The organism is Microbacterium sp. CJ77, assembly GCF_002911615.1.
Taxonomy (GTDB): Bacteria; Actinomycetota; Actinomycetes; order Actinomycetales; family Microbacteriaceae; genus Microbacterium.
Genome location: NZ_PQBR01000006.1, coordinates 484,000 through 505,571 on the forward strand (window position 1 = coordinate 484,000; position 21,572 = coordinate 505,571).

Here is a 21,572-nt window from a genome sequence, read left to right on the forward strand (position 1 = left end):
CGAAACGGGCCCGAGCGCAGGGAGTCTCGACCGTGCGTGTCAGGCTGCCGGGTCGCGGGGCTCTTCGGCGTCGAGCGTCGAGCGCGGTGTCTCGTCGCGGGTGAAGATGGTGACGACGGCCAGCGCCACGAGCTGCAGGCCGGCCACGAGCAGGAACGCCCACATGGACGACGCGAATCCGATGACGAATCCGCCGACGAGCGCCCCGCCGGCGTAGCCGACGCTGGTGAAGCTCGAGAACAGGCCGAGGCCCATGGCGCGGTTCTCGGCGGGCAGACCGCGGGTCGCGAGCATCGTGAGCGAGGGATACAGCGGGGAGAAACCCACCCCCATGAGAGCCGCGCCGGCCGCCGCGACCCAGAAATCCTGGGCGAACGCGAGCGTCGTCAGGCCGGCGAAGAGGGCGCTGAGCGAAATCGCGGTCGAGCGGAGCGGGCCGATGCGGTCGGGCATGGTCGCGAGCACGAGGCGGGCGCCGATCACACTGACGGCGAAGACGCCGAAGACGGATGCGGCGCCCAGCAGGCCCGTGGCGGGAACGCCGACACCCTGCAGGTGGATGATCAAGAAGGCGAGGATGAGGCCCTCGCCGCACCAGGCGGCGGCGGCCACGACCCCGGGCACCCAGACGGCCCGGAAGGCGCCGAGCAGGTTGCGGACGCCGCGGGGCGGGGTGGTGACGTCTCGGGGCGTGATCAGGGTGGGGCGGGGGAGCCCCATGATCAGCGATACCGTGATCACCTCGATGACGGCGCAGACGGCGAACACGGACGCCGGCCCCCACAGCTGGTTGACGAACGTGCCGAGCTGCGGCCCGAGCGCGACGCCCATCCATACGCTCAGCCCGTAGATGCTGAGAGCCTTGCCGCGCTGTCCGGGCGGAGCGAGGGCGACGAGCCAGGCCATGATGAGCGTCATCGCCGCGGAGTTACCGAGTCCGAAGATCAAGCGGCTCGCGCCGGCTGCCCAGAGCTGCGGCACGGTGGCCAGCAGGACCAGCGCGACGACCGCCATGGATCCCCCGACGAGGGCCACGGTGCGATAGCCGCGCCGATCTGCCAACGACCCGGCCAGAGGCATCGCGAGGATCGACGACAGCGCCGCGAGCGCGATGATGAATCCCGACAGTGATGCGCCGCCGCCGAGCACCTCGCCGACGTAGACGGGGATGATCGGGGTGCTCGCGGCGTTGGTCATCGCACCCAGCGCCGAAGCGCCGAAGATCAGCCAGAACGGGACCGTCCGGGTGATGTCCCGCGGGGTCATGCCGGAATGGAAACGGGTGGGGTCGAGTCGGGCGCGCACTCCAGGCTGAGCCACAGTTCGAAGCAGTTGTTGCGCGACAGCGCGGTCGCGCCGATGGATGCCCGGCCCATGGCGCCCGCGACCGGCCCGAACACCTCGATGAAGAGATCGCTCGCCCCGGCCGACACCTCGTGCAGAAGTTCGAATCCCGGCGGGCACAGCACGAAGCACAGGCCGCGCGACAGACTGACCACGTTATCGAGCGAGCCCAGGGCGTAGCGGATCATGCCGAGGGTGTGGACGGCCGTCAGGCGCGCGGCTTCATATCCCTGCTCGATCGTGATGTCGACACCGACGGATCCGGGGTGCAGGCGGTCGCCCGCGCGATTCTCCGGGGTGAGCCCGCTGAGTTCGAGGAGATTCCCGATGCGGTGGAAAGGCTTGAGCGGTCCGTACCGAAGTCCGTACGGGGGGTTCGCATAGTCGGGGATCTGCAGACCCAGTTCTCGAACGCGTGCCTCAGCACCCATCTCACACCATCCCTAGAATGTATCCGATATCAGCTACTATGGATCCATTCTATCGGAACGGAGTCGGCTCATGTCGTGGAGTGCGGAAGCCCGCGTCGCAGAGCTGGGCCTCCAGGTTCCCGACTACGCCGACCCGCCGTACGGCGAACGATATGCGGCGATGAGCGCGTTCCGGCGGTCGGGACGGATCCTCACGCTCGGCAGCATGACCCCGGAGGACCGCTGGGGCGCGCGGGTGCACCCGGGGCGCGTGGGCGTGGACGTCACCCTCGAACAGGGATATGCCGCGGCCCGGTATGCGGCCGTGAACGTCCTGGGTCTCATCCGATATGCCGTCGGCTCGCTCGACGAGGTCACGGGCTTCGTGCGCACCCTGACCTTCGTCGCGGTCGGGGGAGGCTTCACCGACATCAACAAGGTCACCAACGGCGCGGCGGACCTGTGGGTGGAAGTGTTCGGCGACGCGGCCGGACGCTCGACATCCGCCGGCATCGGCGTCACGAGCCTGTCGGGCGGCAACGTCTTCGAGATCACGGCGAGCGTGCAGACCCGCTTGAGCGCCGACGCATGAACAACGAAAGAGCAGGAGACCGGATGTCCTGGAGTGCCGAAGCCCGAGCCGCCGAGCTGGGGCTCGTGATCCCCGATTACGCGAACCCGCCGTACGGCGAGCGCTACGCGACGATGAAGGGTTTTCATCGCACCGGGCGGACGCTCACGATCTCGGGCATGACACCGGAAGACCGTCAGGGCAACAAGGTGTTCCCGGGGCGCGTCGGCGACACCGTCACCCTCGAGCAGGGGTACCAGGCGGCGCGCTACGCGGCGATCAACGTGCTGGGGCTCATCCGCTTCGCGGTCGGCTCGCTCGACGAGGTCACCGCAATCGTGCAGACGCTCGCGTTCGCGGTCGTCACTCCGGAGTTCACCGACGTGAACCTCGTCACCAACGGCGCTACCGACCTGTTCGTCGAGGTCTTCGGCGACCGGGTCGGACGCTCGACCTATGCGGGTATCGGCGTCTCGAGCCTGTCCGGCAACAACGTCTTCGAGATGGTGACCGTCGTCGAGACCCGTACGAGCCCCGAGGGGGAGTAGAGCATGCGAATCGACACCCACCTGCACGCCTACGCCGATGCGGCGGAGGGCGAGCACGACCTGACGACCTACCCGATCGTGGAGTACGGGGACAAGGACGTCGCGTTCGCCGGTGTCGCCGGCACGATCGACGACGCCCTCGACGCCCTCGCCTCGGCGCGCTTCGACTACGCCGCACTACTCGGGAGCTTCGAACTCCCCGATCTGCCGCATCCGGCGGACGATGCGCGGCATTGGCCCGCGCAACCCGCCTACGCGCACCTGCGCGACGAGCTGGTCGCCTACAACCGCTGGCTCTGCGATCAGGGGGCGGCGCACCCCGTGCTGCTGCCGTTCGTCACGGCGAACCCCGCGGTCATGACGTCCGACGAGTCGCGCGAGCACCTGAGTGAGGCTTTCGGATCGTGGGGCGCGCGGGGGATGAAGATCCACCCCATCGCGATCCGCACCTATCCGGACGACCCCGGGATGGAGGGCGTGTACGACGCGCTCGAAGAGGCGGACGCCCCCATCGTCTTCCACGGCGGCCCCGATAAGCGCGGGTACGGATGGTCGGTCCCGAGCGCCTTCGCCGGACTGGCCGAGCGGCGGCCGGGGCTGAAGATCGTGGTCGCACATCTCGGCGGTGCGTCGTGGCGGGACACGGCGACTCTCGCCGCGGCCTACCCGCAGCTCATGTTCGACCTCTCGGAGGTCGTCATCTGGAGCGGCGCCCCGCTCGCGCCGACTCCCGAGCAGATCGTCGCGCTGGTGCGCGAGATCGGTGCGGAGCGCGTCGTGCTCGGGTCGGACTTCCCCTGGTACACGCCGGGCGAGACGGCCCGGATCGTCGAGGAGGACCTGCCGGGTCTCTCGGCGGACGAGCAGGCCCTCGTCCTGGGCGACAACGCCGCCCGGCTGTTGCGCCTGACCTGAGCCTCGCGTCCGTTCGTGGGGACCGCGGTGCCGACTCAGGCCGAGCGCAGGCCTCGCTCGCGCAGGAGCGGCAGGATGTCGGTCTCGAACCGCGCCATGCCCGACTCCCAGAGCGGCCAGCCGAGGAGGCATCCGTCGATCCCGACGTCCGCGAGCCATTCGAGACCGTCCGCCACCTGCGCGGGCGTGCCGATGAGCGGCACGCCGCCGTCGCCCGCGACCCAGTTGAAGCGGCGCGCGGCGGTGGAGTTGTCGCCCGCGACGGCCGCCTCCATGCCCATGATCGTCAGCGCGTTGATCGCCGCGTCGTGCATGCCGTGCTCCTGCGCGTAGTGGTGCAGGAAGTCGCGGGCGTCCTTCTCGGTGTCGCCGTCGACGACATAGCCGAAGGTCCAGACCTCGATCTCGCGCCCGAAGCGCTCCCGTGCCTGGCCTTTGATGTCGGCGACCTGCGCGGCGGCGGCGTCCCGGTCGTCGCGGAGTTTGACGTAGATCACGTCGGAGTTCTGCAGGGCGAAGTCGAGCCCGCGGCCCGACATCGCGGCGTTCATGATGCGCGGGCGCGCGCCGAGCGGCTTGGGCATGGAGAAGAGCCCCTGCAGCTGGAAGTAGTCGCCCGCGACGTCGAATTCGTCCGACTCGGTCCAGAGGCGACGCACGATGTCGATCCACTCGTCCGCCATGTCGTAGCGGGCGTCGTGCTCGAGCAGGTCGCCGCCGAACATCGGCATCTCGGGGCGGTACCAACCTCCGAGCACATTGACCCCGGCCCGACCCCCGGTCACGTGATCGATCGTCGCGAGCTGCTTGGCGGCGATGACGGGATGCACGATCGGCATGGAGACGGTGGCGAAGATCCGGGCGGATTTCGTGACGGCCCCGACGGCGGCGGCCCAGGTGAGGGTCTCGTACGCGTCCGAATGCGGGTTGTGCTCGCCGCCGTAGCCCTTCCATCGCGAGATCGGCACGATCGCTTCGAAGTCCATGGCCTCCGCGGCGAGCGCGAGGTGGCGCACGCGTGACCATTCGGTGGTCAGCGCACCCGGGATCGTGGTGAACGTGATGCCCGGCGCGAGGTTGGTGCCGAAGGTGCCGAGCTGGAGGCGGTTATTGTCTGACATGATTGGATCCCATTATTGCACAAATGGATCCGCACATATGGTGGAACACAACCCGAGGGGGACGTCCATGATCATCGACGCGTACAACACCACCCAGAACGTGCGAGGGCGCTCGGACTACCTCACCGGAGCGCGGCCGGGAGAAGAACCGCCCGTACACGTGCCTTTCGATCCGCAGCGGATCCTTTCGCGGATGGATGCCGCGGGTGTCGACATGGCGATGGTCTGCTCACTTGCGCAGCGCATCGAGAACGATTTCATCATCGAACTGCAGCAGGCGTACCCCGACCGTTTGATCGGGTTCGGCCAGGTCCTGCCTCAGGACGACAACGCTCTTGCCGAAATCGAGCGGATGGCGGCTGCCGGTATCCGCGGTCTGAAGCTGCACCCGAGCATGCACGGGTATCACGTGGCCGATCACGGCCTTCTCGATCCCGTGTTCCGCCTCTGCGCCGAGTTCGGCATGACCGTGCTGATCAATGCCCTCGACGATGCCTTCTGCGCCCCCTTCGCGATCGAGGAGATCGCCAAGGACCACCCTGAGGTGCCGACGATCATCGCCCACATGGGCGCGGTCTGGAACGTTCCCGAGGCCATCATCGTCGCCGAGCGCCGCCCGAACGTGTACCTCGAGACATCTGCGACCCTCCTCGCCGACGTGCGGCGCGCCTATGCCCGCGTGGGCGCCGAGAAGATCGTGATGGGCTCGGAGTGGCCGGGCTCGGACTTCGATCTCGAGCGGATGAAGATCGCCAAGGCGATCGCGGACGACGGTGACCGCGCGCTGATCGAGGGTGGGAATCTCGCCCGCATCCTGCGGATCCCGACATGAGTCGACCGGAACTGAGCGGCCGGCCCGCGGGCATGGGGGAGTCAGACGCCGAACTGCTCTCGGCCGCGCGCGATCTCCTCGGACGGGTCTACCTGGCCGGGCGGCACGAGGTCGCGACGGCGTTCCGGATGTCCGACGGCGCGATCCTCACGGGGGTGCACGTCGACGGGACCGCGCGCCGCAGCACCGTGTGCGCCGAAGGCGTGGCCTCCGGCGCGGCGATCGCCCATGCCGCGGGACGCGACGTCGGGGTCGTCGCGCTGGTGAGCGTGCTGCGGCGCCCGGTCGGCACCGAGCACCTGATCGACCCGTGCGGGGTGTGCGCGGAGCTGCTGAGCGACTACTGGCCGGATGCGCGCGTGTGGGTCACGGAGGGCGATGACGCCCGGGCCGTGCCGGTTCGCGACCTGGTGCCGTTCAAGAAGGTGCGCGAGAGCTGAGTCGGGTCGGTACGGCGTCTCGCTGCGCTCACTCGACGGTCGGGACGTTCTCGGCCATGGACCGAGGAGCGCGGCGACGAGTCGAAATGGCGCTTCCGCAGCAGTCGGCTTATTTGTAGACCACGTACAGCTTGCGGAGCTTCTCGGTGACGGTCCACACGCCCGTCCACCCGATGGGGAAGTATGCGGCGTCGCCGGGCGTCAGGTCGACGGGATCCTCGCCGTCGCGCTGCACCGTCATGGCGCCCGACACGACGTGGATGATCTCGCCGCGGGTCAGGAACTCCCAGCGCGATGTGCCCGGCTCGCATTCCCAGATACCCGAGATGACGGTCTTGTCGTCGTTCATGAACACGACCTTCGACCTCGTCGTGATCGGGCCCGACAGGGGCTCGGCGCTCGGCGGTGCGAGAGGCTTCTCGTCGAGGTCTGCGGGGGCGATGTCGAGGGGGCGCGTCACGAGGGTCATGATTGGATCCTAAGTGCGTAAGAATGGATCCGCAATCGTCGGTGAACAATCGCGGTCAACAGCCGTGGTGGAGAAGAGGGTGCTCGTGATCGAAACCGTGCTCGGCCCCGTGCCCGCAGAGAACCTGGGCCCGACGTCCTTCCACGACCACCTGCTGAGCGACGCGGCCACCCTCCGTCGTGACGGCGCGGTGCCGCGCCCCGACAGCGATCGCGTGGGTCCGGAGACACGCGGGTACCTGCACACCAACATGCTCGCGCTGGCCGACAACCTGCGGCTCGACGATCCCGACCTGGCGGTCAACGAGCTCGAGGCCGCCGTCGCCGCGGGACAGCGCGCGGTGGTCGATCCGACGTCGTGGGGATTGGGGCCGAATCACGCGGGCTTGCCGGACATCGCCCGTCGCACCGGCATGACGATCGTCCGCGGGTACGGCGACTATGTGATCCGCACCCTCCCGGCCGAGAGGCTGGATCTCGGTGAGGACGGCTGGGAGCGCGACTTCCTCGGCGCACTGCGCGATCGTGTGCCGGGGGCCGACTACCGGGCGGGGATGCTCGGAATCCTCGGCACGACGGGCGATCTGCCGCCGGTGGAGCGGGCTCTGTTGCGTGCCGCGGCGCGCGCGTCCGCCCGCATGGGCGCATCCGTGAGCGTGCGTCTCGATCCCGACCGGGTGCGTGGGATCGAGGTGCTCGAGATCTTCGCTGCAGAAGGTCTGTCGGCGGATCGCGTCGTGTTCACGAACGCGGACGAGTATCCCGATGCCGCTGTGTGGGACGAGCTCGTCGGCGCGGGCGCGGTGCTGGAGATGTGCTTCGGCACCGAGGACTCTCACGGCGACCGCGTCGTGAACATGACGGACGCAGATCGACTGGACTACTTCGTCGCGTTCTGCGCCACGCATCCGGGATCGCGACACGTGCTGGGTCAGTCGGTGTGGACCAAGACCCAACTGAGCGCGTACGGAGGGCGCGGCTACGGGCATCTCTTCGGCGAGATCGTCCCCGCGCTGCGGGCGGCCGGCATGGCGGCCGAGCGGATCGACGCGATGCTCGTGGACGAGCCGCGTCGCCTGCTCGACCGGCCCGCGGGGGACCGGCTCAGGCGCTGAAGACGGCGCGACCGCCCACGACGGTGCGCAGGACGGATGCATCGAGCAACGCGTCGTCCTCGCACGTCAGCGGGTCGACCGACACCTCGGCCCAGTCGGCGAGCATGCCGGGCGCGAGCGCGCCGCGCCGATCCGCGAAAGCGGCATACGCAGCGTCGATCGTGCAGCCGCGCAGTGCCTCTTCCGGGCTCAGCCGCTGGTCCGCGCCGAGCGGTTCGGCGATGTCGCGGCTGCGCCGCGTGCGGGTGAACCACATGACGCGCAGGGGATCGAAGGGGAAGTACGGACCGTCCGAGCCGAGGGCGACGCGCACACCCCCGTCGATCCACCCGCGCAGCGGGTTCGCGTCCGCCGCCGCCGCGCCGAGCGTCTCGACGAGCCACCTGCCGCTCTTCCACTGGATCGCGGGTTGCGACGACACGAGCACGCCGAGCCGCGCCGCGCGCGCGATCGTCTCGGCGGAGGGTTCGAGGTAGGCATGAATCAGACGGAAGCGGAGGTCCGCGATCGGGGTGCGCTCGTCCACGCGCTCGAAGGCGTCGAGGGCGAGACGCATGGCGCCGCCGCCGATCGCGTGCACGCCGAGTGCCCAGCCGTGCTCGGCGCAGAACGCCGCGATGCGCTCGAGGTCGTCCATCGCGATCGCCTGCACGCCGTGGTCGTCCGTCCCCGGCCAGGGCTCCTCGCGCAGCGCCTGCCGTCGGCGTCCCTCACCATCGGCGTAGACCTTCAACGCTCCGAAGGCGAGCGTGTCGTCGCCGAACCCGGTACCGACACCCAGTCCACCCACCGCTGCCATGACCTCGTCCGGAGTCGTGAGATGGTCGCGCAAGCCCTCGAAGTACGGCATGCACGTCACCCGCATCGTCAGCTCGCCGGCTCGGTGGGCAGCTTGGTAGGTCGACATCTGTTCGGCCGTCGCCCAGGGATCGGCGATCCCGGTGATGCCGAGCGCGTGCAGCAGCGGCTGGACGCGTCGGAGCCCGTCCCGCCTTTCCGCGACCGACGGTGCGCCGTCCGGCCAGTCCGGATCGAGCGCCGTGTCGGCCATTGCGCGCTGGAACTCGTCGGCGTCGGGATCGCGGTCGGGGAACTGATCGGCCAGTTTGATGCCCGCTCGCTGCAGGTAGAAGTGCGAGTCGATGAATCCGGGCACGACGGTGCCGCGGGCCGCGATGACGGGGGAGTCGTCGGGGCTCGCGGCGAGGACGTCGTCGAGGTCGCCCGTCTCGGCGATCCGCCCGTCCACCACCCGCAGGGCCCGTGCGCGCGGGCGACCGGGGTCGAGCGTGATGATGTCGCCAGTGAGGACGAATGAGGACGCCGAGATCTGCGATGTTGGATCCATGTATCCTACTTTAGGATCCAAACGGGAGGCGAGATGCGCGATGTCACGGTCATCGGCGCGGGAATCATCGGACTGACCGCCGCCCTCACGCTCGCGGAGCGCGGGCACGCGGTGCGCGTCGTCGCCCGCGAGATCGCGGAGGGCACGGCGTCCGCCGCCGCAGCGTCGCTGTGGTCCGCCCCCCTGGTCGAACGGACCGAGCGGGCGCGCCGCTGGGCATATCTCACCCTGGCGCGACTGCGCGTCGATGCGCTCGACGAGACGGCGGGCGTGCGGGATCAACTCGCTCTGGCCGCCGGCATCGTGGCCGGACCGCCCGATCCCTGGATGCGTGCCTTCGCCCCTCCGTTGCGCGCGGCGGCACCCGGCGAGTTGCCTCCCGGTACCGCGGCGGGGACGCTCTCCGTCATGCCGCTCATCGACACGGCGGCCTACTTGCCGTGGCTTCGCGCGCGCTGTGCGGTCGCGGGCATTGCGCTGGAGCACGGCACCGTGACGTCGCTCGCCGGCTTCGCCCGTCCCGGCGATGCTGTCGTGGTCGCGGTGGGGGCGGGTGCGGCCGCGCTCGTAGGGGACGACACGCTCCGTCCCGTTCGCGGACAGGTCGTGCACCTCTCGAATCCCGGTCTCACGCGCACGCTGGTCATCCGCGACGGCGAGTTCGGTCCGCTCTTCGTGGTTCCGCGGGCAGCGGACGTCGTGGTCGGTGGGCCCGCGCAGGACGGGGTCTGGGAGCCCGAGGCCGACGCCGCGCTCGAGCAGGACCTGTTGCGCCGCGCGCGCGCCGTCGAACCCCGTCTCGAAGATGCCGCCGTGCTCGGTCGCGCGGTCGGTCACCGCCCGGTCCGCGACACCGTCCGCGTGGAACGCGAGGATGTCGGCGGGGCGCGGTTCGTGCACTGCTACGGCCATGGCGGTGCCGGCGTCACCCTGTCGTGGGGCTGCGCGGCCGACGTCGCCGATCTGGTGGGGGCGGCATGAGTAGGCACGTCATCGCGGTCGACATCGGCGGGACGCACACCGACGCCGCCCTTCTCACCGCGGACGGTCGCCTGCACGTCCGGAAGGTGCGCTCGACGCCGGCGGACCCGGGTGTCGCCATGGTCACCGCCGTCGAGGCTCTCGTCGACGCCGCGGCGATCCGTCTCGATGAGGTCGCCGCGGTCGTGCACGGCACGACGGTCGCCACGAACGCCGTGATCGAGGGTGACTTCGCCCGAGTCGGGCTGGTCGTGACGGAAGGGTTCGAGGACATCCTCGACATCGGTACGCAGCAGCGTCCGGATCTGTACGACCCGTGGCGCGCGAAGGGCACCGGAATCGTTCCCCGCGACCGCGTGTACGGTGTGCGCGAGCGCACCGGCGCCGACGGTGCCGTCGTCGATCCGCTGGACGAGGACGGCGTGCGTCGCATCGCGGGCGAGCTGCTCGGCACGGTCGATGCGGTCGCGATCGTGTTCCTCTTCTCGTTCGCCGATCCGACCCACGAGCGCCGGGCGGCCGAAATCCTGCGCGACGCGCTCCCCGGCATCCCGGTGACGCTCTCGAGCGCGGTCGCCCCCGAGTTCCGCGAGTACCCGCGCGCGGCCACGACGGTGCTCAACGCGGCGCTGCTGCCCCGCACGGGCGGGTACATCGCGCGCCTCGACGACAGGCTCCGGTCGCTCGGATTCGGCGGCGCCTTCCAGCTCATGACCTCGAGCGGCGGTGTCATCCCCGCATCCGTCGCCCGCGACCTGCCGGTGAGCCTGCTCGTGTCGGGCCCGGCCGCGGGGGCGGTCGCGGCGGCCGAACTCGGACGACGACTCGGGATCGACGACCTCGTGATGCTGGATGTCGGGGGCACGAGCGCCGATGTCGCGCTCGTGCAGGCGGGCGCGCTGCGGCGCCGCTACCGCGGGGACGTGGCGGGGATGCCGGTCGCGCTGCCCCAGATCGACGTGCTGCCGATCGGAGCGGGCGGCGGGTCGATCGCTCGAGCGGACGCGTACGGATCGCTCGCCGTCGGACCCGAGAGCGCGGGCGCGGATCCCGGGCCCGCGGCATACGGCACGGGCGAGCGTGCGACCGTGACCGACGCCCATCTGGTTCTCGGCTCGCTCGATCCGGCGGGTCTGCTGGGGGGAGCGCTGCCCCTCGATCCCGAGCGGGCGCGCACCGCTATCGGGATCGACGTCGCCGAGCCCCTCGGCATCGATGTCGAGACGGCGGCCGGCGCCCTCATCCGCATCGCGAACGGACGGATGGCCGAGGCCCTGCGTATGGTCACCGTCGTCCGCGGCGTGGACGTCCGTTCGTGCGCCCTCATGGCGTTCGGCGGTGCCGGCCCGTTGCATGCCGTCGCGATCGCCGATGAGCTCGACATCACGCGGGTGGTCGTGCCGCGGTACCCGGGTCTGACATCGGCGCTGGGTCTGCTCATGGGCGATGCGCGATACGAACTGGGCCGGACGTTCGTCGCGCCCCTGCGCGGTCTCGATCATGACCGAGTCGACGCGCTCATCCGCGAGCTCGCCGCCGAGGCCGCAGCGGCGCTCGGCGTCGATGATGCTTCCACGGGGGATGCCGGACCGACGATCAGCCTCGATCTGGACCTGCGCTACGCGGGTCAGGCGTACGAACTCACCGTTCCCGTTGCAGATGCAGCAGCATTCCACGCAGCCGACGTGGACCGGGTCGAAGAGAGCTTCCACGTCGCCCACGACGCGATGTACGGGCATTCCTGGCGCGGGGCGAGCGTCGAGCTCGTGACCATCCGGGTGCGCGCGGGCCTGCCGCGTATCGCCGTCGACTGGCAGGGCAGCGATGACCGGGGCGATGGGTCGAAGCGGGAGCGTGCCGGGCGAGACGCCGCGGGAGCCGAGGTCGCTTACGCGGTCGTCGATCGGGCCGGCGTGGCCGAGGGGATGCGGGGACCCGCGATCGTGACCCAGGTCGACACGACCACCCTGATCCCCGCGGGATGGTACGTCGAGCGCACCTCGGGCGTCGCCATGGTCCTCACCAACATGGTGCTCGCGAAGGAGGCATGATGCGCGTCACGGATCCCGCCACGCGAGAGTTGCTGTGGCACGGTTTCCAATCCGTCGTCGACGAGATGGCGCTCATCCTGCAGCGCAGCTCGTTCTCACCGATGATCCGCGAGATGCTCGATTTCTCGTGCGGCTTCCTCGACGCCGACGGACGTCTCGTGGCCGATTCGTGCCTGATCCCGGCGCAGGCGGGCACGCTCGAGTTCGCGCTCGCCGGGGTTCTGGCCCGTACCGGGCCGCTCGCCGAGGGGGACGTCGTCGTGACGAACGACCCCTACTCGGGCGCGACCCATCTACCGGACGTCGAGCTGTTCGTGCCCGTCTTCGTCGGCGACGACCTGCTGGGTTATGTCGCGACGGTGGCCCACCACGTCGACATCGGCGGGATCGCCGCGCGCAACAGGGGAACCGTCCCGGGCCAGAAGACCGCCTCTCGTGACCTGTACGAGGAGGGTCTGCAACTCCCGCCCGTGCGCCTGTACCAGGGAGGTGCGCGCAACGAGGCCCTCTGGGACGTGCTGCTGCGGAACGTCCGCGATCCCGACTCGGTCGCCGGCGACGTGGCGGCCCAGTTGTCCGCGTGCCGCCGCGGCGTCGAGCGCGTGCGGGAGCTCGCGGGGCGGCACGGGGCGTCGACCGTGCAGCAGGCGATCGACGATCTCATCGACGACACCTCGGCGCGAGCAGGTGCCCTGATCGCTTCGTGGCCCGACCGCACCGTGACGGTCGCCGGGTTCCTGGACGGAGATGGGCTGCACTACGACACGCCCCTGCGGGTGCAGGCGGATGTCTCGGTGAGCGGTGATCGTCTGATCGTCGACCTCTCGGGGTCGTCCGAGCAGACCACCGGGACGTTCAACGTGCCCTGGTCGAGCACCTACTCCGGCCTCTACTACGCGCTAAGGTGCTTTCTCGGCACCGGCATCCGGCAGAACCACGGCTATATGCGCCACATCCAGGCCATCGCGCCCGAGGGGTCGCTGTTCAACCCGCGTCGGCCCGCGGCCGTGGTCTCACGTCACATGCCCGTTCAGGTGCTCACCGACACGGTGTTCCGCGCCCTGGGCGAGCTGCTGCCCGACCAGGCGGTCGCCGCGAGCCACGTGTCGTTCCCCGTTCTGCTCATGCGCGGGGTGGATCCGCGCACCGGCGCCGAGAAGACCCTGATGGACACCGTCGGCGGCGGGGGCGGGGCACGCTTCGGGTTGCCCGGCGACGACGGCATCGATTCCTACACCTCGAACTGCGCGCTCATCTCGGCCGAGGTCATCGAGATCGAATACCCCTGGCGCATCCGGGCGAGCGAGCTCGTCCGCGGCAGCGGGGGTGCCGGGCGATGGCGCGGCGGGCGTGCGGTGCGCCGTGACTACGAGCTGCTCGCCGAAACGGCGAGCGGCCGGGTCGCGTGCGAACAGCGCACTCCGGCGCATGCCGCGCAGGGCATCGCGGGCGGTGGGCCCGGAGCGCCCGCGTCGGTCGCGGTCCGTCGGGGCGCGGAGCCGTGGCGTGAGGTCGGAGTCGAAGAGTCGTCGATCACCCTCGTGCGCGGCGATGTCGTGCGCATGACGGCGGCGGGCGGCGGCGGGTACGGTGAGGCCGAGACGACCGGGCGAGAGGGAACGATGTGACCGATACATCCGAGCCGGGCGCGCCGACGTCCGGGGCGAAGACGCCGTCGGCTCCCCAGCGCGCTCCCGCGCCCATCGCGTGGGCGGATGCCGCGCCCCTGGCGCTCGCCGGACGTCCGCGGCGCGTCATTCCCTTGGTCGTGGGATTCGAGGTCATCGCCGAGGCCATCTCGGTCGCCGGTGGCAGCAGCTTCCGGCATCTGATGGAGCCGGTGACCGCGGCGGCGGTCGTCTTCGACGAGGGATGGGTGCTGGTCGACGGGGGTTTCGATCCCGCGCGCATCCGGCATCGCTCGCTGCGCGTCACGAGCTTCGATTACGAGAACTACGCCCCGGTCGTGCCCGCGGGCGACCCGCTCGTCGACCAGGTCGCCGCAGCGGGCCTCGCGTGGTCCGACCTCGCCGCGGCCGCCGTCTCGCACGCGCATTTCGACCACACGGGCGCGGGACGGATGCTGCGGCCCGATCAGCCTCTCCTCATCCAGCGCCGGGAGTGGGAGCACGCGCTCGCGGTCACGCAGCCGCGCGCGCACTTCCTCTTCCTCGACGACCTGGTGCGGTCCAACGTCCAGCCCGTCCTGCTCGACGGCGACACGCGTATCGCCGAGGGCTTCGACGCGCTCGACACCGCGGGGCACACGCCCGGCCACCAGTCCTTCTCGATCGACCTGGAGGAGCGGACCATCGTCCTGGCCTGCGACGCGGCCGACCTGCGGGTCAACATCGAGAAGATCATCCCGTGCGGTTCCACGGCTGGTCCCGACGCGGCGCGCCAGGCCGAGGCATCCATCCGCCGCCTGCACGAGCTCGACGCGCTGCCCGACACCGAGGTGTGGCCCGGCCACGACCCCGAGTGGGGCCCGTGGCGCGAGGTCATCGACGCCCAGTCCTGACCTGCCCCTCTATCCGGATCCGCCGGGGTTTCGCAAGCCCGGCCCCCGTGTCTGCGGGGGCCGCTAGGCTCGGACGCACCGCTCTCCGAGGAGGAACGATGCGCGCAGTCGTGGGCGACCTGGTGGTCGCAGAAGCACCCGAAGAAGACCTCGTCCGGATCGAGGGGAACTGGTATTTCCCGCGGTCCAGCCTCACCGAGGGGCTGCTGGTCGAGAGCCCCACCCCCTACACCTGCCCGTGGAAGGGCGCCGCGCAGTACTGGCACCTCCAGACGGACGACGGAATGATCGAGGACGTGGCGTGGAGCTACCCCGATCTGTACGACGGTGCCGTCGAGCGTGTTGGTCGCGACTTCGCAGGCCACGTCGCCTTCGGGAAGGATGTCTCGGTCGTCCCGTGACGGCTGAGCCCCGACGATGATCGAGTTCCGCTCGGTCTCCAAGGAGTATCCGGACGGCACCGTGGCCGTCGATGACTTCTCGCTGACCCTGCCCGCCCACCAGACGACCGTGCTCGTGGGATCGTCCGGCTGCGGCAAGACGACCCTGCTGCGGATGATCAACCGGATGGTCGAGCCGACCGGTGGGTCGATCGTCATCGACGACGAGGACATCCGTTCGCGAGACGCCGTGCAGCTGCGGCGCAGCATCGGCTACGTCATGCAGAACTCCGGCCTCTTGCCGCACTTCTCGGTCATCGACAACATCGCCACGGTGCCGGTTCTGCAGGGGACTCCCCGCAAGCAGGCGCGCGAGCGTGCACGAGAACTCATGGACACGGTCGGGCTCGATCGCGCCATGGCCGACCGCTACCCGAGTCAGCTCTCGGGTGGCCAGCAGCAACGCGTCGGTGTGGCCCGCGGATTGGCCGCCGATCCGAACATCCTGCTGATGGACGAGCCCTTCGGCGCGGTCGATCCGATCGTGCGCGCGGAGTTGCAGGAAGAGCTGCTGCGCCTCCAGCGTGAGATCGGCAAGACGATCGTGTTCGTCACCCACGACATCGACGAGGCGTTCCTGCTCGGCGACCAGGTCGTGATCCTCGAGAAGGGGGCAGCGGTCGCACAGGTCGGCAGTCCCGACTCGATCATGGAGTCTCCCGCGAACGACTTCGTGGCGAGCTTCATCGGCGCAGACAAGGGCAAGCGGGCGCTCCGTCTCAAGCAGACCGATCACGGCACGGTGGTGATCGACGCCGAAGGCCGCACGCAGGGCGCGCTCGTGGATCGGACGATGACGTGAATCGGGCGCTGACGTGAACTGGGTCGGCGACAACCTCGACCTGATCGCCGAGCTCACGCTCCTGCACCTGCGTCAGAGCGTCATCGCGATCGTGGTCGGCTTCTTGCTGGCGGTGCCGCTGGGCTGGGTGGCCTTCCGATACAAGCTCCTGCGGAGCGGCCTCATCACGGTCGTCGGACTGCTCTACACGATTCCTTCGCTCGCGCTGCTCATGCTGCTGCCCGCGGTGTTCGGGTATCGAGCGACGAGCCCGACGAACCTCATCATCGCGCTGACCATCTACGCGATCGCGATCATGGTCCGTTCGGTGTCGGACGGCCTGCAGTCGGTCGATCCGGCTCTCCGTCAGGCATCCACGGCCCTCGGGTACGGTTCGTTCCGCCGGTTCTGGGCGGTCGAATTCCCGCTCGCGGGCCCCGTCATCCTCGCGGGTCTCCGAGTGACGGCCGTGAGCACGATCTCTCTGGCCACCGTGGGGATCCTCATCGGCGTCGAGAACCTCGGCTATCTCTTCACCAACGGGTTGCAGCGGCGGATCATCCCCGAGGTGCTCGCGGGTGTGGTGGCGGTCGTGGTCATCGCGCTGATCCTGGACTACCTGCTCGTGCTCGCGGGTCGTGCCCTCATGCCGTGGGCCCGCAAGCCCAGCCGACGCGCCGAGCGTCGCGCCCGCCGGGCGCAGGCCGCGACGGAGGTCACGGCATGAACCTGATCGTGGAAGCCTTCGCGTGGATGCTCGCGCCCGAGCGCTGGTCGGGCCCGATGGGAATCCCCGTCGCTCTCGCGCAGCACCTCGGGTTCACCTTCCTCTCGGTGCTGATCGCCGCCGCCGTCGCGGTTCCTCTCGGCTGGATCATCGGACACACCGGCAGGGGACGAGAGATCGCCGTGGCGATCTCCGGTGCGGCGCGCGCCATCCCGTCGTTCGGTCTGCTCGTGCTGCTGGTGCTCGTCATGGGGGTGCTCCAGACTCCGGCCGCCGCGGTGATCACGTTCGTCTTGCTGGGGATCCCGTCGATCCTCGCGGGCGCGTACACCGGGTTCGAGGCCATCGATCGTCGGGTCGTGGACGCGGGGCGGGCGATGGGCATGACGGAATGGCAGATCCTGTGGCGCGTCGAGGTGCCGCTCGGGCTCCCCCTGCTCGTCTCGGGCCTGCGCGCCGCGACGCTGCAGATCGTCGCGACCGTCACGATCGCGGCCTACGTCGGCCTGGGCGGGCTCGGGCAGTACATCATCCAGGGAATCAACCTCAATCGGTTCAACCAGGTGCTCGCGGGCGCGATCCTCGTCGCGGCCCTCGCCCTGGTGCTCGACGGAATCTTCGCGATCGCCGAACGGCTTGTCGTGCCGCGCGGGGTGAAGGCCGGGCTCGTGAGCGGATCGGGCGCCCGGGGGCGCAAGCGTGGCGCGCGCGTGTCGACCTCACCGAGGGTCTCCGCCGCCTGACCGGGGGGACACCGATCCGGAGCAGACCGAACACCCACCCAGATCACCAGACCCAGCACAGATCCATCACAGAGAGAAGGACAGCACCATGCTCACAGCGAAGAACAGGCTCGCGCTCGGCGCGGCCGTCGCCGCCACCGCAGCGCTCGTGCTCGCGGGGTGCTCCTCGAGCAACCCGCTTGAGGAGGACACCGCCGGCGGCGGGCCCGCCGCCGGCGACACGATCGTCGTCGGTTCGCAGGCGTACTACTCCAACGAGATCATCGCCGAGATCTACGCTCAGGCGCTCGAGGGCGCCGGGTTCGAGGTCGAGCGTCAGTTCAACATCGGCCAGCGTGACGCCTACATGCCCGAGATCGAGTCCGGCGCCATCACGCTCTTCCCCGAGTACAGCGGAAACCTGCTGCAGTACTTCGACGAAGGGACCGAGGCTCGCACGTCCGAGGACGTCTACGCCGCCCTGCAGGAGGCACTGCCCGACAATCTCACGGTTCTCGATCAGGCCGAGGCGAGCGATCAGGATTCGTACACCGTCACCGCGGCTTTCGCCGATGAGAACGGCCTGACGTCGATCGCCGACTTGGCAAACGTCACCGTTCCGCTCACGCTGGGTGGCCCGCCCGAGCTCGCCGAGCGTCCGTATGGCCCGACCGGCCTCGCCGACGTCTACGGCGTCGAGGTGACCTTCTCGCCCACGGGTGACACCACGGTCGAGAACCTCGTCGCCGGGACCGTCAACGTCGCGAACGTCTTCACCGCCGACCCGCGCATCCAGACCCAGGACCTCGTCGTGCTCGAGGACCCCGACGGCCTGTTTCTCGCGTCCAACGTCGTCCCCGTCGTGAACGCGGATGTCGCTGACGAGATCGCGGACGTCATCAACGCCGTCAGCGCGGCCCTCACGGCGGACGCCCTGGTGGCGTTGAACGTCCAGAGCACGGAAGACGAGATGTCGCCGGACGACATCGCGGCGCAGTTCCTCGAGGAGAACGGCCTCGTCTGAGGTTTGACGGGACCTTCCGCAGCACGAGGCGCCCGGCGGCATACACCCCGGGCGCCTCGTGCTTTCTGCGAGCGCGTTCATCCGGGTCGCATAGCCTAGAGCGGATATGGCTCATCTTCTCGGGGCTGAGGCCCTGCACCTCGAATTTCCCACCAAAGTCGTCTTCGACTCGATCTCGCTCGGCGTGAACGAGGGCGACCGCATCGGTATCGTCGGCCGGAACGGCGACGGCAAGTCGAGCCTGCTCGCCATGCTCGCCGGGCGTCTCGAGCCCGACGGCGGGCGGGTCACGGTGCGCGGGGGCGTGCGGATCGGCGTGCTCGACCAGGGCGACACCCTCGACGATGACGAGACCATCGGTGGCGCGGTCATCGGCGACACTCCCGAGCACGAGTGGGCGGGCGATCCGCTCGTCCGCGACGTCGTCTCGGGGCTGCTGGGCGACCTGCCGTGGGAAGCCAAGCTGGGCGCCCTCTCGGGTGGTCAGCGCCGCCGCGTCGCGCTGGCGCGCCTGCTCGCCGGGGACTGGGACATCCTGGCCCTCGACGAACCCACGAACCACCTCGATGTCGAGGCCATCGCCTGGCTCGCCGAACATCTGAAGCGACGGTGGGCTCCGAACTCCGGCGGGCTGCTCGTCGTGACCCACGACCGGTGGTTCCTGGATGAGGTCTGCAACACGACCTGGGAGGTGCACGACCGCATCGTCGAACCCTTCGAGGGCGGCTATGCCGCGTACATCCTGCAGCGGGTCGAGCGCGACCGCCAGGCGGCGACGATCGAGGCGCGTCGTCAGAATCTCGCCCGCAAGGAGCTGGCGTGGCTGCGTCGGGGGGCGCCGGCTCGCTCCACCAAGCCCAAGTTCCGCATCGATGCCGCCAACGAACTCATCGCCGACGTGCCCGAGATTCGCGACCGCGTTTCGTTGCAGTCGCTCGCGGTGACGCGGCTCGGCAAGGACGTGGTCGACCTGCTCGACGCATCCGTCGCCTATGACGGGGTGCCCGTTCTGAACGACGTGGAATGGCGCATCGCGCCGGGCGAACGCACCGGAATTCTGGGTGTGAACGGCGCCGGCAAATCGACGCTGCTCGGGCTGGTCGCGGGGACGCTCGAGCCCACGACAGGCCGGGTGAAGCGCGGGAAGACCGTGAAGGTCGCGACCCTCACACAGCAGATGGATTCGCTCGAGCCGTACCTCGCCGACCCCGTCCGGGTCGTGATCTCGGGATTGCGGACGAGCTACACGATCGGTACGGGCTCGAAGGCGCAGGACCTCACCCCGGGTCAACTGCTCGAGCGGATGGGCTTCGCATCCGAGCAGCTCTCGACGCCGGTCAAGGATCTTTCGGGCGGCCAGAAGCGCCGCCTCCAACTCCTGCTCATCTTGCTCGACCAGCCGAACGTGCTCATCCTCGACGAGCCCACGAACGACCTCGACACCGACATGCTCGCGGCGATCGAGGACCTGCTCGACTCGTGGGCGGGCACGCTCATCGTCGTCAGCCACGACCGGTACTTCCTCGAGCGCGTCACCGATCAGCAGTACGCGATCCTCGACACGCGGCTGCGCCACCTGCCGGGCGGCGTCGAAGAGTATCTGCGCCGTCGACGTGAGCAGCAGAAGGCCGGCGGTGCGCAGGCGGCATCCGCCGCCGTGGGGACGAAAGCCGCGGCCGCGGGGCTCAGCGGAGGTGAGCTGCGCACCGCACAGAAGGAACTCGCGGCGATCGAACGTCGGATCGCGAAAGTCGATGCCGAGATCACGGCGAAGCGCACGGCCCTCGCCGACCACGATCAGGCGGACTTCGTCGGGCTCGGGGCGAAGATGACGGCTATCGGGCAGCTCGAGGCCGAGAACGTCAGTCTCGAGGAGCGATGGCTGGAGCTCTCGGAGCAGCTCGAGTAGTCGAACCGCGGGCAGCTCCCGCGTCAGTGCACGGCGTAGTTCAGGATCATGATCGCCAAGCCGAGGATGGCTGTGCCGACCGCCCCGATGATCCGCACGACGTGCCCCGCGCCGCGGCGCTCATAGGCCGAGTAGCCGAGCACACCGAGCACGATGGTGGCGACGAGCAGGGCGAGGCCGACCGAGTCATCCGCATCCATCCGCGTCGTCGCGCCCGCGATCAACACGATCGTCGAGGGGATCGCGGCGTACAACATCCCCGCAGACTCGCGCACCCCGCCCTCGAGCGCGTGCCAGAAACCATGCTCGCCGTGGTCGCTCAGCGTGTGCGCGAAGACGTGGGCGATGAAGAAGATGATCAGGGAGAACAACGAGACGATCAGCACTTCGAGGCTGTCGGTGGATTCGTCCGAGACGCCCGCGATGAGGGCGGAGTACAGGATCAGCCCGTAGACGGCGGATGGGCCCCCGAAGACCCGGCGGAGCCATCCACGAAGGCCGGTCTCGTCCGATCGGGTTGCGTTCGTCATAGCGGTCTCTCTTCGATCGATCCGGTCGGTCGGGATGATGGGCGCCGCGCCCGAGTCGACGGCTGCGGCCGTGTCATCCGGCGTCGAATCCCAGGCTCAGTTTGCGAAGCAATCCTGCCAGTCGTTCGCGGTCGGAGCGCGACAGTTCCGAGAGCAGATGTGATTCGGCATCGACCAAGCGGGTGATGGCGGCGTCGACGCGCGTCCGTCCCTCGTCGGTGAGCGTCACGAGCACGCTCCGCCCGTCGCCGGGATCGGCCTCGCGACGCACCAGTCGTCGGCCGACGAGGCGGTCGATGCGGTTCGTCATCGTGCCGCTCGAGACGAGCGTCTGCTGCAGGAGTTGCTTGGGGCTGAGCTGGAACGGCTCGCCGGCGCGGCGCAGGGCTGACAGGACGTCCCATTCCCACGAGACGAGCTCGCTCCGCCCGAATGCGGCGCGGCGTGCGCGGTCGAGATGGCGGGACAGCCGGTCGACGCGAGAGAGCACCTCGAGCGGCGAGAAGTCGAGGTCGGGACGCTGCGCGGTCCACGCGGCGACGATCCGGTCGACTTCGTCGCTCTCGCGTGGCATCCCCCCATCATGGCATCGGGCGTCGTTTCGTCTCGCCTGCGGCTCGCGGGGCGATCGGGCGCGATGAAACGCCGGAGGTCCGCGCCGGGCTCTGGCAGACTTGAGGGGCGATCCACGGTGGTCGCGGTCCGCCGTGGTGTAACGGCAGCACGACAGCCTTTGGAGCTGTTAGGTCTAGGTTCGAATCCTGGCGGCGGAGC

The 21,572-nt window shown here is 69.6% G+C and carries 23 protein-coding genes and 1 tRNA gene; 17 read left to right on the forward strand and 7 right to left on the reverse strand.

The window, feature by feature from the left end:
• Positions 1-39 precede the first annotated feature (39 nt).
• Together C2868_RS03065 and C2868_RS03070 are read right to left on the reverse strand one after the other, a co-directional pair.
• On the reverse strand, positions 40-1,266 hold the full coding sequence (locus tag C2868_RS03065; RefSeq protein ID WP_100811525.1) for an MFS transporter: 1,227 nt from the start codon (positions 1,264-1,266) through the stop codon (positions 40-42).
• Positions 1,263-1,775, reverse strand: coding sequence for a RidA family protein (locus C2868_RS03070; protein ID WP_100811524.1), 513 nt, complete (start codon positions 1,773-1,775; stop codon positions 1,263-1,265). Before C2868_RS03070 ends, C2868_RS03065 begins: the two co-directional genes overlap by 4 nt.
• 70 nt (positions 1,776-1,845) lie before the next feature.
• Here C2868_RS03070 and C2868_RS03075 point away from each other — a divergent pair, with 70 nt between their 5' ends.
• From C2868_RS03075 to C2868_RS03085, 3 genes are read left to right on the forward strand one after another with little or no spacing between them, the layout of a single operon-like run.
• Positions 1,846-2,346 carry a RidA family protein gene (locus tag C2868_RS03075; protein ID WP_100811523.1) on the forward strand — a complete coding sequence of 167 codons (501 nt, stop codon included), beginning with the start codon at positions 1,846-1,848 and terminating at the stop codon, positions 2,344-2,346.
• A 23-nt stretch (positions 2,347-2,369) separates the two neighbouring features.
• A complete protein-coding gene (locus C2868_RS03080) occupies positions 2,370-2,873 on the forward strand; it encodes a RidA family protein (RefSeq protein ID WP_157813938.1) in 504 nt (167 codons plus the stop codon).
• A gap of 3 nt (positions 2,874-2,876) precedes the next feature.
• A complete protein-coding gene (locus C2868_RS03085; protein ID WP_100811521.1) occupies positions 2,877-3,788 on the forward strand; it encodes an amidohydrolase family protein in 912 nt (303 codons plus the stop codon).
• Between the two features lie 35 nt (positions 3,789-3,823).
• Here C2868_RS03085 and C2868_RS03090 read toward each other — a convergent pair whose 3' ends face one another.
• Positions 3,824-4,909 carry an LLM class flavin-dependent oxidoreductase gene (locus C2868_RS03090; protein ID WP_100811520.1) on the reverse strand — a complete coding sequence of 362 codons (1,086 nt, stop codon included), beginning with the start codon at positions 4,907-4,909 and terminating at the stop codon, positions 3,824-3,826.
• A 67-nt stretch (positions 4,910-4,976) separates the two neighbouring features.
• Between C2868_RS03090 and C2868_RS03095 the strand changes: the two genes are divergently transcribed.
• Positions 4,977-5,741 carry an amidohydrolase family protein gene (locus C2868_RS03095; RefSeq protein ID WP_100811519.1) on the forward strand — a complete coding sequence of 255 codons (765 nt, stop codon included), beginning with the start codon at positions 4,977-4,979 and terminating at the stop codon, positions 5,739-5,741.
• Positions 5,738-6,181 (forward strand): cytidine deaminase, encoded by a 444-nt coding sequence (locus C2868_RS03100; RefSeq protein WP_100811518.1) that lies wholly within the window; start codon positions 5,738-5,740, stop codon positions 6,179-6,181. The genes C2868_RS03095 and C2868_RS03100 overlap by 4 nt, the downstream gene beginning before the upstream one ends.
• Positions 6,182-6,290: 109 nt before the next feature.
• Here C2868_RS03100 and C2868_RS03105 read toward each other — a convergent pair whose 3' ends face one another.
• Positions 6,291-6,650 carry a cupin domain-containing protein gene (locus C2868_RS03105; RefSeq protein ID WP_100811517.1) on the reverse strand — a complete coding sequence of 120 codons (360 nt, stop codon included), beginning with the start codon at positions 6,648-6,650 and terminating at the stop codon, positions 6,291-6,293.
• A gap of 64 nt (positions 6,651-6,714) precedes the next feature.
• Between C2868_RS03105 and C2868_RS03110 the strand changes: the two genes are divergently transcribed.
• On the forward strand, positions 6,715-7,764 hold the full coding sequence (locus C2868_RS03110) for a hypothetical protein (RefSeq protein WP_198519561.1): 1,050 nt from the start codon (positions 6,715-6,717) through the stop codon (positions 7,762-7,764).
• Here the strand turns inward: C2868_RS03110 and C2868_RS03115 are convergent.
• On the reverse strand, positions 7,754-9,112 hold the full coding sequence (locus tag C2868_RS03115; RefSeq protein ID WP_100811516.1) for an amidohydrolase: 1,359 nt from the start codon (positions 9,110-9,112) through the stop codon (positions 7,754-7,756). The two genes, C2868_RS03110 and C2868_RS03115, sit on opposite strands and share 11 nt — an antisense overlap.
• A 33-nt stretch (positions 9,113-9,145) precedes the next feature.
• On the opposite strand from C2868_RS03115, the gene C2868_RS03120 reads away from it, so the two are divergent.
• The 10 genes from C2868_RS03120 to C2868_RS03165 all read left to right on the forward strand — a co-directional run bounded on the left by C2868_RS03120 (position 9,146) and on the right by C2868_RS03165 (position 20,268).
• Positions 9,146-10,093 (forward strand): FAD-dependent oxidoreductase, encoded by a 948-nt coding sequence (locus C2868_RS03120; protein WP_100811515.1) that lies wholly within the window; start codon positions 9,146-9,148, stop codon positions 10,091-10,093.
• Complete coding sequence (locus C2868_RS03125) at positions 10,090-12,144, forward strand: hydantoinase/oxoprolinase family protein (protein WP_100811514.1); 2,055 nt, start codon at positions 10,090-10,092, stop codon at positions 12,142-12,144. Before C2868_RS03120 ends, C2868_RS03125 begins: the two co-directional genes overlap by 4 nt.
• Positions 12,141-13,772 carry a hydantoinase B/oxoprolinase family protein gene (locus C2868_RS03130; protein WP_157813937.1) on the forward strand — a complete coding sequence of 544 codons (1,632 nt, stop codon included), beginning with the start codon at positions 12,141-12,143 and terminating at the stop codon, positions 13,770-13,772. The genes C2868_RS03125 and C2868_RS03130 overlap by 4 nt, the downstream gene beginning before the upstream one ends.
• A complete protein-coding gene (locus C2868_RS03135) occupies positions 13,769-14,665 on the forward strand; it encodes an N-acyl homoserine lactonase family protein (RefSeq protein WP_100811512.1) in 897 nt (298 codons plus the stop codon). The genes C2868_RS03130 and C2868_RS03135 overlap by 4 nt, the downstream gene beginning before the upstream one ends.
• A 98-nt stretch (positions 14,666-14,763) precedes the next feature.
• Positions 14,764-15,066: a DUF427 domain-containing protein gene (locus C2868_RS03140; RefSeq protein ID WP_100811511.1), complete on the forward strand. Its 303-nt coding sequence runs from the start codon at positions 14,764-14,766 to the stop codon at positions 15,064-15,066.
• A 16-nt stretch (positions 15,067-15,082) separates the two neighbouring features.
• On the forward strand, positions 15,083-15,907 hold the full coding sequence (locus C2868_RS03145; protein WP_100811510.1) for an ABC transporter ATP-binding protein: 825 nt from the start codon (positions 15,083-15,085) through the stop codon (positions 15,905-15,907).
• A gap of 13 nt (positions 15,908-15,920) precedes the next feature.
• Positions 15,921-16,613 carry an ABC transporter permease gene (locus C2868_RS03150; RefSeq protein ID WP_100811509.1) on the forward strand — a complete coding sequence of 231 codons (693 nt, stop codon included), beginning with the start codon at positions 15,921-15,923 and terminating at the stop codon, positions 16,611-16,613.
• The gene (locus tag C2868_RS03155; RefSeq protein ID WP_100811508.1) at positions 16,610-17,356 is read left to right on the forward strand and encodes an ABC transporter permease; all 747 of its coding nucleotides are present in this window, start codon (positions 16,610-16,612) and stop codon (positions 17,354-17,356) included. The genes C2868_RS03150 and C2868_RS03155 overlap by 4 nt, the downstream gene beginning before the upstream one ends.
• A gap of 88 nt (positions 17,357-17,444) precedes the next feature.
• Positions 17,445-18,359 carry an ABC transporter substrate-binding protein gene (locus C2868_RS03160; protein WP_103662947.1) on the forward strand — a complete coding sequence of 305 codons (915 nt, stop codon included), beginning with the start codon at positions 17,445-17,447 and terminating at the stop codon, positions 18,357-18,359.
• Between the two features lie 106 nt (positions 18,360-18,465).
• Positions 18,466-20,268 carry an ABC-F family ATP-binding cassette domain-containing protein gene (locus C2868_RS03165; RefSeq protein ID WP_100811506.1) on the forward strand — a complete coding sequence of 601 codons (1,803 nt, stop codon included), beginning with the start codon at positions 18,466-18,468 and terminating at the stop codon, positions 20,266-20,268.
• Between the two features lie 23 nt (positions 20,269-20,291).
• Here C2868_RS03165 and C2868_RS03170 read toward each other — a convergent pair whose 3' ends face one another.
• Positions 20,292-20,798: a hypothetical protein gene (locus tag C2868_RS03170; protein WP_100811505.1), complete on the reverse strand. Its 507-nt coding sequence runs from the start codon at positions 20,796-20,798 to the stop codon at positions 20,292-20,294.
• A gap of 73 nt (positions 20,799-20,871) precedes the next feature.
• Positions 20,872-21,372, reverse strand: a complete 501-nt coding sequence (locus C2868_RS03175; RefSeq protein ID WP_100811504.1) for a MarR family winged helix-turn-helix transcriptional regulator — start codon at positions 21,370-21,372, stop codon at positions 20,872-20,874.
• Between the two features lie 127 nt (positions 21,373-21,499).
• Between C2868_RS03175 and C2868_RS03180 the strand changes: the two genes are divergently transcribed.
• A tRNA-Gln gene (locus C2868_RS03180) sits at positions 21,500-21,571 on the forward strand.
• Position 21,572: the final 1 nt, after the last annotated feature.